This window comes from Cellulosilyticum sp. WCF-2 (assembly GCF_003990395.1).
GTDB lineage: Bacteria > Bacillota > Clostridia > Lachnospirales > Cellulosilyticaceae > Cellulosilyticum > Cellulosilyticum lentocellum.
The window spans coordinates 3,929,393-3,946,702 of sequence record NZ_CP034675.1; the positions used below are offsets into that span (position 1 = coordinate 3,929,393).

Annotated in this window: 14 protein-coding genes; 1 reads left to right on the forward strand and 13 read right to left on the reverse strand. The window is 33.1% G+C overall.

Going from position 1 to position 17,310, the window contains the following annotated elements:
- Positions 1 to 237: 237 nt before the first annotated feature.
- From EKH84_RS17770 to EKH84_RS17800, 7 genes are all read right to left on the reverse strand, one after another.
- The gene (locus tag EKH84_RS17770; RefSeq protein ID WP_127067342.1) at positions 238 to 2,304 is read right to left on the reverse strand and encodes a methyl-accepting chemotaxis protein; all 2,067 of its coding nucleotides are present in this window, start codon (positions 2,302 to 2,304) and stop codon (positions 238 to 240) included.
- 228 nt (positions 2,305 to 2,532) lie between these two features.
- Positions 2,533 to 3,330 (reverse strand): histidinol-phosphatase HisJ, encoded by a 798-nt coding sequence (gene hisJ / locus EKH84_RS17775; RefSeq protein WP_127067343.1) that lies wholly within the window; start codon positions 3,328 to 3,330, stop codon positions 2,533 to 2,535.
- A 60-nt stretch (positions 3,331 to 3,390) separates the two neighbouring features.
- Positions 3,391 to 4,743: an alpha-amylase family glycosyl hydrolase gene (locus tag EKH84_RS17780; protein WP_013657954.1), complete on the reverse strand. Its 1,353-nt coding sequence runs from the start codon at positions 4,741 to 4,743 to the stop codon at positions 3,391 to 3,393.
- Between the two features lie 55 nt (positions 4,744 to 4,798).
- The gene (locus EKH84_RS17785) at positions 4,799 to 5,365 is read right to left on the reverse strand and encodes a TetR/AcrR family transcriptional regulator (RefSeq protein ID WP_013657955.1); all 567 of its coding nucleotides are present in this window, start codon (positions 5,363 to 5,365) and stop codon (positions 4,799 to 4,801) included.
- A gap of 148 nt (positions 5,366 to 5,513) precedes the next feature.
- The gene (gene ptsP / locus EKH84_RS17790; RefSeq protein ID WP_013657956.1) at positions 5,514 to 7,127 is read right to left on the reverse strand and encodes a phosphoenolpyruvate--protein phosphotransferase; all 1,614 of its coding nucleotides are present in this window, start codon (positions 7,125 to 7,127) and stop codon (positions 5,514 to 5,516) included.
- A gap of 24 nt (positions 7,128 to 7,151) precedes the next feature.
- Positions 7,152 to 7,412, reverse strand: coding sequence for an HPr family phosphocarrier protein (locus tag EKH84_RS17795; protein ID WP_013657957.1), 261 nt, complete (start codon positions 7,410 to 7,412; stop codon positions 7,152 to 7,154).
- A 296-nt stretch (positions 7,413 to 7,708) separates the two neighbouring features.
- A complete protein-coding gene (locus EKH84_RS17800; protein WP_013657958.1) occupies positions 7,709 to 8,257 on the reverse strand; it encodes an NADH peroxidase in 549 nt (182 codons plus the stop codon).
- 218 nt (positions 8,258 to 8,475) lie between these two features.
- Here EKH84_RS17800 and yjeM point away from each other — a divergent pair, with 218 nt between their 5' ends.
- The gene (gene yjeM, locus EKH84_RS17805) at positions 8,476 to 9,975 is read left to right on the forward strand and encodes a glutamate/gamma-aminobutyrate family transporter YjeM (RefSeq protein ID WP_013657959.1); all 1,500 of its coding nucleotides are present in this window, start codon (positions 8,476 to 8,478) and stop codon (positions 9,973 to 9,975) included.
- Positions 9,976 to 10,065: 90 nt separating this feature from the next.
- Here the strand turns inward: yjeM and EKH84_RS17810 are convergent, their stop codons facing one another.
- The 6 genes from EKH84_RS17810 to EKH84_RS17835 all read right to left on the reverse strand — a co-directional run bounded on the left by EKH84_RS17810 (position 10,066) and on the right by EKH84_RS17835 (position 17,286).
- Complete coding sequence (locus EKH84_RS17810) at positions 10,066 to 10,257, reverse strand: hypothetical protein (protein ID WP_013657960.1); 192 nt, start codon at positions 10,255 to 10,257, stop codon at positions 10,066 to 10,068.
- Positions 10,258 to 10,311: 54 nt separating this feature from the next.
- The gene (locus EKH84_RS17815; RefSeq protein ID WP_083801294.1) at positions 10,312 to 11,619 is read right to left on the reverse strand and encodes a glutamate-5-semialdehyde dehydrogenase; all 1,308 of its coding nucleotides are present in this window, start codon (positions 11,617 to 11,619) and stop codon (positions 10,312 to 10,314) included.
- Positions 11,620 to 11,879: 260 nt separating this feature from the next.
- Positions 11,880 to 13,829 carry an NAD-dependent DNA ligase LigA gene (gene ligA, locus EKH84_RS17820; RefSeq protein WP_127067344.1) on the reverse strand — a complete coding sequence of 650 codons (1,950 nt, stop codon included), beginning with the start codon at positions 13,827 to 13,829 and terminating at the stop codon, positions 11,880 to 11,882.
- Positions 13,830 to 13,981: 152 nt separating this feature from the next.
- Positions 13,982 to 14,425: a hypothetical protein gene (locus EKH84_RS17825; RefSeq protein WP_013657963.1), complete on the reverse strand. Its 444-nt coding sequence runs from the start codon at positions 14,423 to 14,425 to the stop codon at positions 13,982 to 13,984.
- 138 nt (positions 14,426 to 14,563) lie between these two features.
- Positions 14,564 to 16,909: a DNA helicase PcrA gene (pcrA, locus tag EKH84_RS17830; protein WP_013657964.1), complete on the reverse strand. Its 2,346-nt coding sequence runs from the start codon at positions 16,907 to 16,909 to the stop codon at positions 14,564 to 14,566.
- A gap of 86 nt (positions 16,910 to 16,995) precedes the next feature.
- Complete coding sequence (locus EKH84_RS17835; RefSeq protein ID WP_013657965.1) at positions 16,996 to 17,286, reverse strand: YerC/YecD family TrpR-related protein; 291 nt, start codon at positions 17,284 to 17,286, stop codon at positions 16,996 to 16,998.
- Positions 17,287 to 17,310: the final 24 nt, after the last annotated feature.

The following is a 17,310-nucleotide window of genomic DNA, read 5'->3' on the forward strand; positions in this document are numbered from 1 at the left end:
AGTTACTCATGCTGTTTTTTGGTTATATACATTACACTAATCTTATACTATTTTATAATAATAATTTAGTCATATTTGATTTATATCGTAATATCCATTTTTTTGTTTTATACAATATAAACATCGAAATCGTTTCCAATTTCTATATTTTCATTTTATACGTCTTTTATTAAAAAATCAATATATTTTATAATATTTTTTAAATTATTTTTTTATGTATTTTTACCAATAGAATTCTTAATTAAACATCTTATAGCTTTCTTCAAGTTGCTCAACCGTTAGCGCTAATTCATCAGCTAATTGTGTAATACTTTTTGATGCCTCAATTTGTTCAACTGTTTCAGCACTAACTTCCTCTGTAACACTTACAGCTTCTTCTACAACTTGAGCAATATATTTCATTTTCTTTTCTACTGCTTCTTTCTCTTCTACTACTTTACCAATCATATGATGGGCATTATTAAGTGAAATATCCACTTCTTTCATCTTAGTATCAATATCTGTGAATATTTCTGTTACACCATTTACCATTGGTAATTGTTTATTAAATACTTCTAGGGCCATCATTAATTGTTCTAAAGTAAGCTTTTTCTTTTCTTCGATAATCTGCAGTGTACTCGCTATATTAGATATAGCACTTTCTGTTTGTACTGAGAGCTTTCTTACTTCATCTGCAACGACAGCAAAGCCTTTTCCAGCTTCTCCTGCTCTAGCTGCTTCAATGGCAGCATTTAATGCAAGTAAATTTGTTTGTCCATTAACATTTTGAATCATATCCAAAATCTTATGAATTCCTTCTGCTTCTTCACCTAATTCTTGCACACACTCGCTTACTTTCTCACTAATTCGAATAGTATTTTGAGCTCCATTATAAAGATCCGTTAGGCGTATTTTAGTTGCTTCACTCATACTCATTGTTTGTTTAGAAGCTTTCCTAATGTGTTCCATCGAATCTGTTACTTTATTAATATTATTTGAAAGCACATTAATAAGTGTAACAGATTCTTCTATTTCCTTGTTCTGAGTTTGTGCACCTAATGCTACAGATTCAATTGTCTTTCCTACTTCTGTTGCTGATAAACTTGTATCCTGTGCCATATCTTGAAGTGACTGCGTATGCTCATATACAGAAGAAGTAACTGCTTTAGCTTTACCTATCATACTATCTAAGGTATTTAGCATACTCGTAAAACCTTTTACTAAAATATGCATTTCTACATTGTTATATTCTAATTCTTGTTCTAATTCCTGTTTAAAACTAAGTTGTCCTTTCTCTACACGCATCATGTATGAAGCCATTTTAACAATAGGCTTTGTAATTTTTCTACTAATAAGAATGCTTATCAAGATAACCACTAATAGTATGACACCTACAACAATAAAGATTACTCTACTATCATCATGGTAGTCTTTTAATAAACTATCCATAGCTGCACTACTAGTAACTCCCCAACCATTACTGGTCTTTACGAAGCTTACCAAATTATCAGAAAGATTAAGTGTTTCTGTTGTATTTGATGATTCTCTCATATAAGTAATAAGCTTTTCATCAATAACACCATTATTATTGCTTGTAATAACTTGATTTTGAGCATCTACAATCATCATAGATATATCTTTTTTTAGATCTGCTAATTCTAATAGCTCATTTAAATAATCTTTATTCATAAGGGCAATTAATAATGTATCATTAGAGTTTAGCATTTTTCTAACCAAATAAATATTTCGTTCTCCATCAGCCTCTAATGTAAACCAATAAAATTCAGAAGTTGGTATTTCTTGAACTCTTGTATAAGCTTCGCTTGCAGAAAAAGCTTCTACATCAAAATCAAAAGAGATATTAGCTTCTTGATAAATCTTCTTATCATTAACCAATACGCAAAAGCCTAAAATAGCTTGTTGTGTTTTCAAAGTGCTTCTTACTCTTTCCTTAACATCTCCAAAATAAGTAGATGCTCCTACCATATCATTTTGATTGACTTTCTTTATGTAATTCTGTAACTTTTGAAAGCCTACAATATCACCCATAGTAGTCCTAGCCACAGAAATATAGTTTTCTATATTATAACTGAGCTGCTCCACTATTTTTTGAGAATAATCTCCAACGACATTTTGAGTAGAACGAGTTGTAATATTCATACTCATCGCCATAATAATCAACGTAGGGATTAAGCTAATGACTATAAAAATGGCTATGAGTTGATTCTTCAATTTAAACTTGTGACGATTCACTTTTAATGATTTTATGGTATCGTTATTGGTATCGATTCCATGTTTTTTCAAAAAAAATGGCTTCTTCTTCATAAGCTACCCCCATTTCTCAATGTTCTTCGACTGTAGAATTTAGTTTCCTTACTTAAAAATATAATTTAATCAATCAATTTATGCTTATTATATAATTTTGAATATAAATTGTAAATAGTTATTAAAAAAATAGTTATATTTTCACAATTATTATCTTATGTTTAAATAAAAAGTTATACTTGATTATATAATCTTTTTATAAAATAATTTATAAAATAGACCTATCTTCTAGAAAGAAGATAGGTCTATTTTAACCTGTTCTGCGCAATGTGCGTCTGACCCCAATATTAATGGCAAATGCTCTTTTTTTATAAGTTCTAAAAGTCTGCCAGAAGGATAAGTCTCCTTGCAGAACTCTTTCTTTAATCCAGCCATATTAAAATCGATCTCATACTTTTTTTCTTTAAGAGCTGTAACGATTGCTTGAAACAAACATTCATTTTCATACGCTATAGGATATTTTTTATTAAAAATACGAACTAACGTAGGATGTCCGATTCGCTTAGGTTTATATTTCCCTAAGTCAGCTTCTATAGATTTAAGAACTGTCTCAAAATATAAATCATAAATTTTTTCTAGGCTTTGTATCTTAGTAAGGAGTGTTTCAAAGTCTGGCAAGTAATCTATCGCATAATACTGATTTTCAAATTTCACAAAATGCACTGATAAAACACCGTCTTCGATAGTTGTAGCATACTGATTTAAAGTATCTGTAATCTTATTCTCATAGCCCTCTATATAGTCTACTTCAAAACCCAAATGAATCGCTATACGTTCTTTATAATTCACTTTTACTCTTCCGATGGCTTCTATATAGGCTGGGATTTCTTCTTCTAACAATGTACACTCTCTTCGAAATGTCTCTGTAGTAACACCCTCTGGCATAGGAAAGTGCTCTGTAAACGTTATTTCTCTTCTTCCTTCCTTTATCGCCTTCTCTATATAGCTTTCTAAAGTATCTTTAGTCCCATGAGGACAAAATGGTGTATGCATATGGCCATCTCTTATACTTAGATTATCGTACAAATCTTTTCCCCTCTCTATATTTATCTTGTTCTCATAGCTTACCTTATTTTCTTATCCTCTTCAAGAGTAATTTCCTTCTAAAACAGTACTTGAAAATGGAGGCATATTTATTCCCACGTTTCCTCCTATTGGAGTATAATACTTTTCATCGTGTAATAAGTCTTTTAGTTTACTTTCTTGCCCTACTTTAAAATATAATGTTACTTCTTGCTCCGCTAAGTTTAGCACGACAAATACTCTCTTATTATGATATACACGTGCAAATACTAGCTGTTCATTTTTGACTAATACTTGTTCATATAAACCATTACAAATAACTTCTGAATTTTTTCTTATCCTTGCAAGCCCCCTAATATGTTCTACTATATTTTGATCTTCTTGCAATAACTCTTTTAAATTAAGGCAAGGTCTTAGCACCTCATCTCCTCCATTTGCCTTGTCACCTAGTATTCCCCACTCACTTCCATAATAAATAGAGGGGATTCCTGGCATAGTAAAAAGTAATGTATATACATTTGTCAAATGCTCTTTTTTCTTTAAACTACTAGTAATGCGATTAACATCATGATTATCTATAAAGTTATATAATAATAAGTCTTTATATATTCCTCCTTGCCCAAATAAACGATTTAAAGAATAGTTGATCTCAAAATAATTTTTATCATTATGACTTGAGTAGATTCCCTTATAACATTCATAGTTAGTTGCTGAATGCAATAAGCCACTTCTCGCTATACGTGAGTACTCTCCATGTATCATTTCTCCCATCAACCAAAACTCTTGATCTTGTTCTAAACAAAATGCTACAAGCTTTCCTAAAAATTCTTGATCCATGCAATAAGCCACATCTAATCTTAAGCCATTTATTTGAAATTCTTCTATCCAGCTTTTAACCGCTCCGAAAATATGCCTAATTACCTCTGGATGTGTTAAATTGAGTTTTACTAAATCAAAATGTCCTTCCCAGCCTTCATAATAAAACCCATCATTATATGGACTATTTCCATCAAAATTAATATTAACAAACCAATCCTTGTAAAGAGACTGTTCTCTTTTTGCTTGTAAGTCTTTAAATGCCCAAAAGTCCCTCCCTACATGATTAAAAACCCCATCTAAAACAACTTTAATACCTGCAGCATGTAGCTGATTACAAACTTCCTTGAAATCTAAATGACTACCTAATCGTCTATCTATTTGATAGTAATCCATTGTATCATAACCATGACGACTTGATTCAAATACTGGTCCAAAATAAATAGCATTTACACCTAAATTTTTCAGATGTGGTATCCATTCTATTACCCGGGAAATGCGATTTTCTACTATCAAGTCTTTACTATTTTCTCTTGGTGCTCCACAAAATCCCAGAGGATAAATGTGATAAAATATTGCCTCTTTAATCCATTCTGCCATTTTTCTACCCCTTTCATCTATCTCATTAGCTTCTGTTTATATCAAACTTATCCTTTTAAGAGAAGATACCATGCATAAATTGATGTGTTGCCTTTCTAATAAGATTATCCTCTTCTAAAGAATCCTCGTTGTCATGCAATTCAATATAAGCATTGACCATTCCTAAGTAAGTAATGGCATAAGTTCTTTGCCTTCCCTTCATATTACCATGCTGTATAGACGCTTTAGTAAAAAGTTCCTCTAATACTCGAATCTGTTCATTAACAAGTGGCCTTGCCACTTTATATCCATCGCTAGCCGGAGGATAAAACCTCATGGCTAGTAGCATACGGTAAAAGATTCTGTTCTCTTTTGCATAGTCAAAATAAGCTTGTGTAAGCCGATACATTGTTAAAGGTAAATCGCCTTTATACTCTGCTGCTTGGCTAAGCCTTTTTATCAGTCCTTCATGTTTCAACGTTAATAAGGACTGAAGTAATCCCTCTTTACTTCCAAAATAATGATATAAAGTTGGCTTAGTTATTCCCGCTTCATTTACAATTTCTTGTACACCTACTGCATCATACCCCCTATCTGAAAAGAGTTCTAATGCACAGGTTAGAATTTTTTCTTTGTTATCCATGGATTCTCCCTATTTTTATATGACTCTACTATTTTTCTCTATCATATGATATGTTTCACTATACCACTCGGTATACTAATTGTAAATAAAAAAATAAAAGGTATATAAAATTTTTACTTTTATATACCTTTTATCGATATTAATTATTTTAGTGATTCATTAAGATCTTTTTAGCATTTAAAATAGAGGTTGCGCTCATAGAAAATTCATCTAGTCCATACTCAAGGAGTGTTGGAATAGCTGCTTCATCTCCTGCCATTTCTCCACACATGCCAACCCATTTACCATGTTTATGAGCACCTTCAATTGTCATTTTAATAAGTCTTAAAACAGCAGGGTGCATTGGGTTATAAAGATAAGAAACTTTTTCGCTCATTCTATCTGCTGCTAAAGTATATTGAATAAGGTCATTTGTTCCAATTGAGAAGAAATCAACATATTTTGCTAGTTCATCAGCCATAACTGCTGCTGCTGGAATCTCAATCATAATTCCCCACTCAATCTCATTTGAGTAAGCAATTCCTTCTGTATCAAGTTCCTTTTTACATTCATCTACCACAGCTTTTGCTTGTTCAAATTCCTCAATTCCTGAAATCATTGGGAACATGACTGCTAACTTACCATACACAGACGCTCTTAAAAGTGCTCTAAGCTGTACTTTAAAAATACCTGTTTGATCTAAACATAAACGAATCGCTCTATAACCTAAAAACGGATTCATTTCTTCTGGTAATGGTAAATAGGGAAGTGTTTTATCTCCACCAATATCTAGTGTCCTAATAACAACTTTCTTATCTTTCATAGTCTCAAGAACATATTTGTAGGCTTCAAATTGTTCTTCTTCTGTAGGAGCAGCATCTCTGTCCATGTATAAGAATTCTGTTCTAAAGAGACCTACACCATCTCCACCGTTTTCTAATACTTGATCTGCATCTTTAGGTTTACCGATGTTACCACATACTTCAATATGTTTGCCGCTCTTATCAACAACTTTTACATTAAGAAGCTTTTTAAGTTCTTCCTTCTCAGCTGCAAAAGCTTCGATTTTAGCTTCATAGGCCTTGATAGTTGCTTCATCTGGATTAATAATAGCTATTCCTTCAATGCCATCTACAATAACTCTATCACCATTTTTAACTACACTTGTAATATCACCAAGACCAACAACAGCCGGAATTTCAAGTGTTCTTGCCATAATGGCAGAGTGAGAAGTTCTACCACCAATATTAGTAATAAATCCTTTTACTTTTGTTTTATCAAGTTGTGCTGTATCAGATGGAGTTAAGTCATGTGCTACTACAATCGTATTATCCTCTGAAATCTCTAAACCAACTGTATGCCCAGCTAAATTAGCTAGCATACGTTTAGAGACGTCTTTAATATCTGCTGCACGCTCTCTAAGGTAAGCATCATCAATAGCTTCAAATAAACTTACAAGGCTATTTGAAACTGTTTCAACGGCTTTTAAAGCATTGATACTATTATTTTTTATCTCAGCTTCTACAGAGCCTACAAACTCTGGATCCTCTAAGATAAGAAGATGTGCATCGAAAACAGCAGCTTCATGCTCACCTACATTTTCTAATGTTTTTTGTTTGATTTTCTCAAGTTGCTCTTTGCATAATGCTACTGCTCCTTGAAGTTTTTCAAGTTCTACTGCTATATCTGTAACTTTTTCATCTGTGATAATAAGTTCTTTCTCTTCATAGACAAAAACATTACCAATTGCATAGCCTTTGGAAGCTGCAATACCTTTTTTCATATGTTCTTCCTCCTAAGCTAGCAATTATTCTTGGAAAGTGCCGATGAAATCTGCCATATGTTTAGCTGCTGCTTCTTCGTCTTCACCTTCAGCTACAACTTGAAGTTCTGCTCCTGATGTAAGTCCCATTGCTAAAAGAGCGATTAAGCTTTTTGCGTTTCCTTCTTTATCTCCATATACTAATTTAATATCTGATTTAAATTGTGATGCTTCTTTACAGAATAAAGTAGCTGGTCTTGCATGTAACCCTTGTTGATTGATAAGTTTAGTGTTTAAAGTAGTCATGATTTCTCCTATCCTCGTTCTAGTCTATTTTTTGTTTATTTTTGTAGTATATTTTATCCTAAAATATATTTAATTATAACTGGTATTAGTTTTATTATAAACAAACATTTTTTTACATTTTTATTAACAAAGTGTTAATACAACTATGCTATTTTCTATTTATTTTTCTTTATAAAGTTAATTTACACAAAAACTATCTTTATAAATAGCAAAAAGTGACTACATTTTATGTAGCCACTTTCCAATGTTAAATTTCCTTATGGGGTAAAATACAAGGTTTAAGTTAAATGTATTAATTATTTACCGAAGTATCTATTTAAAAGACCTTCGAAAGCTTTACCATGACGAGCTTCATCTTTAGCCATTTCATGTACTGTATCATGAATAGCATCTAATCCTAATTGTTTTGCAAGTGTTGCTAATTCTTTTTTACCTGCTGTTGCTCCATTTTCAGCTGCTACACGCATTTCAAGGTTTTTCTTTGTTGAATCTGTAAGCACTTCACCTAATAATTCAGCGAATTTTGCAGCATGTTCTGCTTCTTCATGTGCTGCTTTTTCCCAGTAAAGACCGATTTCTGGATAACCTTCTCTGTGTGCAACTCTAGACATAGCTAAGTACATACCTACTTCTGTACATTCACCTTCAAAGTTAGCTCTTAAACCTTCAATGATTCTTTCATCTACGCCTTTAGCTACTCCTACTACGTGTTCATCAGCCCAAACAAGGCCTTCTGTTGCTTGTTCTTTAAATTTATCTGAACCTGCTTTACAAATTGGGCAAGCTTCTGGAGCTGCTTCACCTTCATAAACATAACCACATACTGTACATACATATTTTTTCATTTTTATTTCCTCCCATTTTTGAAAAATTTCGTAGATAATTTTTATTTCTAAGTAATAATAATTATCCTTTGGATATATTTATGATACCACATCTAGAATATTTGTCAATGATATTTTTATGTTTTTTTTGATTAAAAGTATTTTTTTCTATTTATTGCACACGCTAATACATAATAATTGAAATGACTTCAATGTTATACATTACCGGGAGGGTCTTTATGACAACACAAAACACAAAAAAACTAACACTTACTTCTCTAGTTCTGATGATCTTTACCTCCGTCTACGGCTTTGCGAATATGCCTAGAGCTTTTTATCTTATGGGGTATGGTGCTATTCCTTGGTATATTCTAGGAGCTCTAGCTTTCTTCTTACCTTATGCTTTTATGATGGCTGAATATGGGGCTGCCTTTAAGCAAGAAAAAGGAGGAATCTATTCCTGGATGAGTGCTTCTATTGGACCTAAATATGCTTTTATCGGCACGTTTATGTGGTATGCCTCCTATTTAATTTGGCAAGTTAATGTAGCTTCTAGTATATGGATTCCTTTGTCTAATGCACTATTTGGTGAAGACCGTACTGGCTTTCTTGCCATCGGTGGTTTAAATAGTACTCAAGTTATTGGCCTACTTGGCGTTCTTTGGATTATTATTGTAACTTATATTTCTTCTAAAGGTATTAGTTGGATTAAGCAAGTTGCTTCTGTGGGCGGTACTGCCATTATGTTTTTAAATGCCCTCCTTATTCTAGGTGGCTTTATTGTCTTAGCTTTAAATGGTGGTCAATTTGCTGAACCTATCCAAACAGCTACACGTGCTTTTTATCAGTCTCCTAATCCCAATTATCAAACTTTACCTTCTATCTTTTCTTTTTTAACCTATGCTATTTTTGCTTACGGTGGTATTGAAGCTGTTGGTGGTTTGGTAGACCAGACTCATAAAGCTGAAGAAACTTTTCCTAAGGGCGTTGCTATTGCTGCTATTGTTATTTCCATAGGCTACTCCATAGGTATTTTCTGTAATGGTATCTTTATTAATTGGGATACTGTTCTTTCTAATGAAGGTGTTAATACCGCTAATGTTACTTATATTATTATGCAAAACTTAGGGTATGAATTAGCTACTGCCTTTGGTGCTGGCACTTCACTAGCTTTAAATATAGGTAATATTGTTGCCCGCCTTACAGGTCTGGCTATGTTCTTAGCTTTAACAGGTGCATTCTTTACACTTATTTATTCTCCACTTAAACAGCTCATTGAAGGTACTCCTGAAAAATTATGGCCGGGCAAATTAGGTGCCTTAAAAAATGATATGCCACTTAATGCTATGTATGTTCAAGGTGTTATTGTTTGTGTACTTATCTTATTTGTTTCTTTTGGTGGTGAAAGTGCTTCTGCTTTTTTTAATACACTTATTAATATGACGAATGTTGCTATGACTATTCCTTATATGTTTTTAGCTATTGCCTTTCCTTTCTTTAAGAAAAAAAGCCACATTCATAAACCCTTTGAAATCTATAAAAGCTATGGTATTGCTTTAACAGCAACTATTATTGTAACTTGTGTGATTGGCTTTGCCAATATTTTCTCTATTATCGAGCCTGCCCTTATTAAAAATAAATTAATGGATACAATCTTTGCAGCTGCCGGACCTATTCTATTTTCTATTATAGCTTATGCATTATATACACAATATGAAAGAAAATATAATAGCCGTTAAGAACTCGTTAAAATTATATAATCTTTGTTTTATTAGAAAATAAAAAGACCATTGGAGTACAATGGTCTTTTTGCTTGATAGCTAAGCAGTTTACTTCTCTTCTTGTTCTAATTCGTAAACAATCACCTGTGTATCATGTGACTTATATTGCAAATAAAGAAACAATACTTGAGTAAGTATACTGCAAATGATTAGTAACCCTGCTGCCATTAAAAGGATTCTTTTGACCATGATGATTTTATCTTTTTGAACGGAATCATGGCCTTGTCCCTTATTCTCCACAGCTCATCCCCCTTAACTCGCTATTCGGTTATTTTCCCTTACTCAGTACTCTGTTTATATTAAACGTTTATGGGTAAAACTTTTCTTTCTAGTTGCATAATCATTTACTACCTGTCCATGACCACATAATCTATATTTATAGATTAGAAGTCCCTCTAAACCTACAGGCCCCCTAGCATGGAGTTTAGAAGTACTAATTCCTACTTCAGCACCAAATCCGTATCTGAATCCGTCACTAAAGCGTGTAGATACATTATGGAATACATTACCAGAATCTACTAGCATCATAAATTTTTCTGCTGATTCTTGGTTATCAGTCACAATACAATCTGTATGACCTGAACCATAGGTATTAATGTGGTTAATAGCTTCTTCTAAATCATCTACTATTTTAATAGAAAGAATATAATCTAAATACTCTGTTTTCCAATCTTCTTCTGTTGCAGCCTGTACTTCTATTAATTTTTGGGTACGTTCACAGCCTCTAATAGCTACACCTTTAGCTTCTAAGCTTTTCTTCAATTTAGGCAAGAATGCACTTGCAATATCTTTGTGTACTAATAGTGTTTCTAACGCATTACATACAGCCACAGATTGTGTTTTTGAGTCAGTTACTACCTCTACTGCTAACTCAATATCTGCTGTTTTATCTACATACACATGGCAAATCCCATCAGCGTGTCCCATTACAGGAATATTAGTATTCTTCATAATGTAACTTACAAAAGCATTAGACCCTCTTGGAATGAGTAAATCTATGTATTGATCCATTCCCAAGATTTGATTAACATCCTCTCTACTTTCTAAAAGTACAATCCAGCCCTCAGGTATACCTGCCTTAACGGAGGCTTCTCTTATAATTTCAAAAAGAATACGATTTGTTTCTTTTGCTTCTGATCCACCTTTTAACAAAACAGCATTGCCACTTTTTAGTCCTAATGTTGAAATTTGTACTAATGCATCTGGGCGTGATTCAAATATAACACCAATAACCCCTATTGGGCATGCTATTCTTGTTAGTATTAGTCCTTCATCTAGCTCTGTTTGCATTTGTACCTTGCCTACTGGCTCCTCAAGTCCAATAAGACTTTTAATACCATCTACCACATCTTGTAATTTTTCTTCTGCAAACTTTAATCTTTTCATAAGAGGAGCCTCTAAACCTTGCTCTTCACTATTTTTTAAGTCAATCGCATTTGCAGCTTTAATACGCTCTACATTTTCTAAGAGAGCTTCACTAATAGCTTGTAATGCCTGGTTTTTTGTAGCTCCATCTATGGCTGCTAACTGAATAGCTGCTGCCCTAGCCTGTTTAGCTGCTTGAATAATATCCATCATGTTCCCTCCTTCGACTTTAAACATCCTACTATAAATAATTGAATGCTTTTATCATATAGGAATAAAAGCACTCAATTCTAATAACTCTTTGCATCCTATCTATTTCAAAATACATTAGTTTATATGACAGGATAGATGTTGAATGACAACATTACTACAATTTAACACTTATATTATATGGTTTATAAATAGATGTCAATTTAATTTAACATCTATTTATAAAGATATTTTGATATTTTCTAATAATTTTCAACTTCTTATTATTAATTAACATATTTTCATTATCACTCTATTATTTCGAGAAATTGTGCTTCTGTTAAAATAGGAATACCTAGCTCCTTTGCCTTCTTATTCTTACTAGAATTTGACTCACTATCATTATTAATCAGATAATCTGTATTTTTACTAACAGATCCCGTTACCTTGCCACCTAATGTTTCTATTTTAGCTTGAAGTTCTTTTCTATTTTTAAAGTAATTCACATCACCTGTAATAACAAAAGTTTTATTTAAAATAGGTGATTCTTGAGATATCGTAACATTTTCTAGTTTAAAATGTATTTCTTTTACTAGGGTTTCTAACATTGCTTTGTTTTCTTCTAAATTGAAGTACTCCTCAAATTCCTTAGCAATAACTGGCCCTACACCATCTATTGTGATAAGCTGCTCATAGCGTGCTTTCATCATCTCGTCTAACTCGTTATTAAAATGCTTGCAAATAAGCTTAGCAGTTCCTAATCCTACTTGTGCTATACCTAAGGCATATACAAAGTTAGCTAACGCTACATCTCTTGATTTATTAATAGATTTAATAAGCTTATCAAAGGATTTCTTTCCTAATCCTTCCATTTCAATAACTTCAGTTTCATATCGATCTAGATGATATAAGGAAGTGAAATCCTTTAAATAGCCTTTTTCTAGTAACTTCTCAATAGTGGCTTCTGATAAACCTTCAATGTTCATAGCATCTCTTGTTGTAAAATGAGCAAGTGCTCTTAAACGTTGCGCTTTACAGTTACTATTAGGACAAATAAGTGTTTTAGCCTCTTTTTCTTTCATAATCATGGTATGAGCACCACAAACAGGGCAAACTTCTGGTATTTCTACATTAGCACTTTGAGTAAGATTTTCTGCAATTTGAGGAATGATCATATTGGCCTTATAAACTTTTATGGTATCCCCAATACCTAACTTTAATTCTTCTAAGATACTCAGATTGTGTACACTAGCTCTTTCTACGGTAGTTCCTTCAATCTCAACAGGTTCAAAAATAGCTACTGGATTAATAAGACCTGTTCTTGAAGTGTTCCATTCCATTTCTAATAACTTCGTTTCTACAATCTCATCTTGCCATTTGAAAGCAATTGCATCTTTTGGGAATTTAGCGGTTTCTCCTAATGATGCTGAGTACTCACGATCATTATAAGTAAGTACTAACCCATCTGAAGCAAAGGGTTGAGACTTAATCGCTTCCGCAAAGTAAGCTACTGTTTCTTCTATATTATTAGCTGTCACATGCTTATACTCTACTACTTTAAATCCTCTCGCTTTAAGCCATTCTAATTGCTCTGCTTTTGTTGCTACATCCGGTCCACCCTCTACTAAAGTAAAGGCATATAACCTTACATTTCTACCAGCTGTAATTTGTGGATTAAGCTGCCTCACACTTCCACTACATAAGTTTCTTGGATTTTTATACTTTTCTTCTTTTTCTCCTAGTTCCTCATTAATACGTTCAAAGTCGCTATAAGTAATAATAGCTTCTCCTCTTAATACAACACGTTCTTTGTAATCAATAGCAAGAGGTAATTCCTTAAAAGTTTTTGCATTATTAGTAATTTCCTCTCCTACTGATCCATTTCCTCTTGTTACAGCACTTACAAGCTGTCCTTCTTCATAAATGCAAACAATGGTAAGCCCATCAAGTTTCCATGAAAGTAAGCCTTCTTGATTTCCTAAAAAAGCTTTTAATTTACTTACTTCTTTTGTTTTATCTAAAGAAAGCATCCGTTTAGGATGTGTGATTTTAGGTAAACTGCTAGCTATTTCATAACCTACTTTTTGTGTTACACTGCCTGCTAATATGATACCCGTTTCTTCTTCTAACCTTTTTAGTTCATCATAGAGCTTATCATATTCATAGTTACTCATGACTTCTCTATCTTCTTGTTCATAAGCATATGCTGCTTTTCCTAGCACGTCGACTAATTCTTTCATGCGCTCAACAGCCTTCATTGTTTCACCTCTTCTTTTAAACCTTTTATACTTTTATAGTTAAGATATGTGTTATATTTCGTTTTTATTAGTTTCACTTCTATTATAATAGAAAACTCCCCAAAATATAATAGCTCCAAAAAGTAAAGTTACCTTTTGGAGCCAAGTCTCCCTTAACTTTCCTTAAGCTTAGCCTTAGCAGGATCAATCGGACACCTTTCGCATTTATTACCAAAGTACCTTTTAATAATAAATAAAATAGCTATGGCAATAATGCCTAATAATAAATCTATTGCACCACCATGACTAACCACTAATTTTCTAGCAATAGCGAAGAGTAATACATCAATCGTACTCCCTACTGTATGCTTGGAAATCATCTTAATAAATTCAACACCGATAATCAGTTGCAATCCAGTCGCTAAATACTCTTCCACAGGCATTGTAATATCTGGTGCTATTAATGCTACTTTCCCCATAGCAATCAGCTCTGTTCCTAAATTAATAGCACCTATTAAAATCCCTATAAGAAGTAAGGCACTAATCAAGATTTCCACATAAGATGCTGCTTTTGCCATGATACTTCTTAATAATTTTTTGGTATTTCCTTCTACCATACCTTCTCCTTCAATGCTTTGTTATTAGCTTTGTTCTAGTTCTCTTTTGATTTTTTATTTATTATCTAACTCTATTTTCTTTATTACTTCTTATTCTCTTGATTTGTATCAATTTGCTATTTACTTTAATGGCTTACTTTACAGTTTCTTTAATTTAGCAAAACGTGTGCTTAACTGCTTAATATCACCATTTTCAAAAGCAATGGTTACAAAAATATCATTATTCACCTTATCAACAGATTGAATAGTTCCCTTTCCAAATTTCATATGGCTTATTGTATCTCCTGCTACAAAGTCTGCTACTGGCTCTGGTATATTATCCAGTTTTTTACCTATATTTCCTAGCATACCAACCTTTTTAAAACTTGGTAAGCCAGGCTTTTCTGGTACCCTTGTGGCAAAACTACGTTTTTCTGGTGCCGTTGCAGTAGTGGCAGTAAAGCTTCTTTTCTCTACTCCACCTTCAAAACCACCTGTGAAGTTTTTCTTTTCTTCAAAATGAGAGCTTGTAAACGCCTGTCTATTGCCTCTGCTATCATTTTCCTTATCTAACTGTGCTAAATTTGTTACTTCTTTGGGAAGCTCTCTAATGAAACGTGATGGCGCACTATATTGAGTACGTCCAAACATTGTTCTTTGGTCTGCATAAAGCATAAATAATTTTTCTCTAGCTCTTGTGATTCCCACATAGCAAAGACGTCTTTCTTCTTCTAGCTTATCATCACCTTCTGTTAAACTCATGTAACTTGGGAATAAGCCTTCTTCCACCCCTGGCATGAATACAACTGGGAATTCTAGTCCCTTAGCACTATGAAGTGTCATAAGGACTACTGAGTTACTATCTTCATCATAATTATCAATATCTGCTACTAGAGCTACTTCTTCTAAGAATTCTCCAAGGCTTGGATCTTCCGCTGTTTCCATATAGTGAATAGTTTTAGAAACAAGTTCATCAATATTACTTAAACGGTCTTCTGCTGTATCACCTTCTGTCATACGAATGTGATTTCTAAACTCCGTTTTTTCTATAATTGTTTCAAGTAAAAGCTTAATATCATTTTCTTCAGCTAGTTCTTGTAATTCATCTATTAAACCAGTAAAACCAAGTACCTTTTGACTTGGACCTGCTCCTAAAATACCCATTTCTTTGCAGAGTCTGGCTGCTTCTAAAAAGTCCATTTGATTTCGCTCAGCATACTCCTCAATGTTATTAACACTAGCAGCCCCAATTCCTCTTTTAGGTACATTAATAATACGCTTAATAGCAATATCATCTTTACTATTACATACAACCTTTAAGTAGCTAACTAAGTCTTTAATTTCTTTACGTTCATAGAAACGTGTACCACCTAATAAACGGTAAGGAATAGCTCCTGTAATGAGTTTTTCTTCCAGTACACGTGATTGTGCATTAGTACGATATAAAATAGCAAAGTCTTTATACTCACGTTCCCCATTTTCTATAGCATGAATGATAGTATTAGCAATAGTCTCTGCTTCTTGATATTCGTTATTTGTTGGAATAATAGAGATATTTTCGCCTTCTTCACTTTCTGTCCAAAGTGCTTTTGCTTTTCTACCTTTATTATGAGCAACCACACTATTAGCTGCATCCAGTATGTTTTTAGTCGAACGGTAATTTTGTTCAAGCTTAATAACCGTTGCATCAGCAAAGTCTTTTTCAAAACCTAAAATATTAGTAATATCTGCACCACGCCAGCCATAAATAGACTGGTCATCATCACCTACTACACATAAATTCTGATACCCCTGTGCTAGCATTTCTACAAGCTTGTACTGAGCACCATTAGTATCCTGATACTCATCTACTAAAATATAACGGAACTTACTTTGATAATAATCTAATACATCTGGACACTCTTTAAAGAGTAAATAAGTATTAACAAGTAAATCATCGAAATCCATCGCGTTATTCTCTTTTAATTTACCTTGATACTTCTCATAAATCTTAGCAAGCATTTTTTCTCTATAATCATCCCCAGCATTCATTATTGCTAATTTAGGGGTTTCTAGTTTATTTTTTTTACTACTAATAGCCCCCATAACAGTTCCTACAGGGAAGTTTTTCTCACTTATATCAAGAGCCTTTAGAGTATCTTTAATAAGCGTCTTCTGATCGCTTGTATCATAAATAGTAAAGAAACGTGAATAACCTAAACGTTCTCCATACCGTCTTAAAATACGTACACACATAGAGTGGAAGGTACTTACCCACATTTCATTAACAGCATCTTCAGCCACTAAGTTTCCTATTCTTTCTTTCATTTCCTTTGCAGCTTTATTGGTAAAGGTAATAGCTAAAATAGACCAAGGCTTTACCCCTTTATTTTCTACTAAATGAGCAATACGGTGTGTTAGCACTCTTGTTTTTCCTGATCCCGCTCCTGCCAAAATCAGAAGAGGACCTTCTGTATGCAATACGGCTTCTTTTTGTCTTTCATTAAGTCCTTTTGTAAAATCCATCTTTCTTTTCTCCTTTAAGTTTGAACTCAGGGAAAAATAAAACAGCCTTTTAAGCTGTCTTATTTGTTTTATGATGAGGCTTTCAATTACTTTTTGCCTACTCTATCTAATATTAATTTATAACCATCTGAACCATAGCTTAAACATCTATTTACTCTACTAATAGTAGCTGTTGAAGCATGAGTAATTTGCTGTATATCTTGGTAAGTCTTCTTTTGTTGTAGCATTTTAGCCACTTCTAGGCGCTGTGCGAGAGATTTAATCTCATTTACTGTACATATATCCTCAAAAAAAGCATAGCATTCCTCCACATTTTCCAGTGTCAAAATGGCTTCAAATAGTTTATCTGTTACATCATCTTTGATTTTTGAATTCATTTCCTACTAATCGCCCTTTCGCCA

Excerpts from the sequence above, each read along its gene's own strand:
- EKH84_RS17770 (WP_127067342.1), bottom strand. The coding sequence starts at position 2,304 with ATGAAGAAGAAGCCATTTTTTTTGAAAAAACATGGAATCGATACCAAT.
- EKH84_RS17780 (WP_013657954.1), bottom strand. The coding sequence starts at position 4,743 with ATGGCAGAATGGATTAAAGAGGCAATATTTTATCACATTTATCCTCTG.
- EKH84_RS17785 (WP_013657955.1), bottom strand. The coding sequence starts at position 5,365 with ATGGATAACAAAGAAAAAATTCTAACCTGTGCATTAGAACTCTTTTCA.
- ptsP (WP_013657956.1), bottom strand. The coding sequence starts at position 7,127 with ATGAAAAAAGGTATTGCAGCTTCCAAAGGCTATGCAATTGGTAATGTT.
- EKH84_RS17795 (WP_013657957.1), bottom strand. The coding sequence starts at position 7,412 with ATGACTACTTTAAACACTAAACTTATCAATCAACAAGGGTTACATGCA.
- EKH84_RS17800 (WP_013657958.1), bottom strand. The coding sequence starts at position 8,257 with ATGAAAAAATATGTATGTACAGTATGTGGTTATGTTTATGAAGGTGAA.
- yjeM (WP_013657959.1), top strand. The coding sequence starts at position 8,476 with ATGACAACACAAAACACAAAAAAACTAACACTTACTTCTCTAGTTCTG.
- EKH84_RS17815 (WP_083801294.1), bottom strand. The coding sequence starts at position 11,619 with ATGTTTAAAGTCGAAGGAGGGAACATGATGGATATTATTCAAGCAGCT.
- ligA (WP_127067344.1), bottom strand. The coding sequence starts at position 13,829 with ATGAAGGCTGTTGAGCGCATGAAAGAATTAGTCGACGTGCTAGGAAAA.
- EKH84_RS17825 (WP_013657963.1), bottom strand. The coding sequence starts at position 14,425 with ATGGTAGAAGGAAATACCAAAAAATTATTAAGAAGTATCATGGCAAAA.
- pcrA (WP_013657964.1), bottom strand. The coding sequence starts at position 16,909 with ATGGATTTTACAAAAGGACTTAATGAAAGACAAAAAGAAGCCGTATTG.
- EKH84_RS17835 (WP_013657965.1), bottom strand. The coding sequence starts at position 17,286 with ATGAATTCAAAAATCAAAGATGATGTAACAGATAAACTATTTGAAGCC.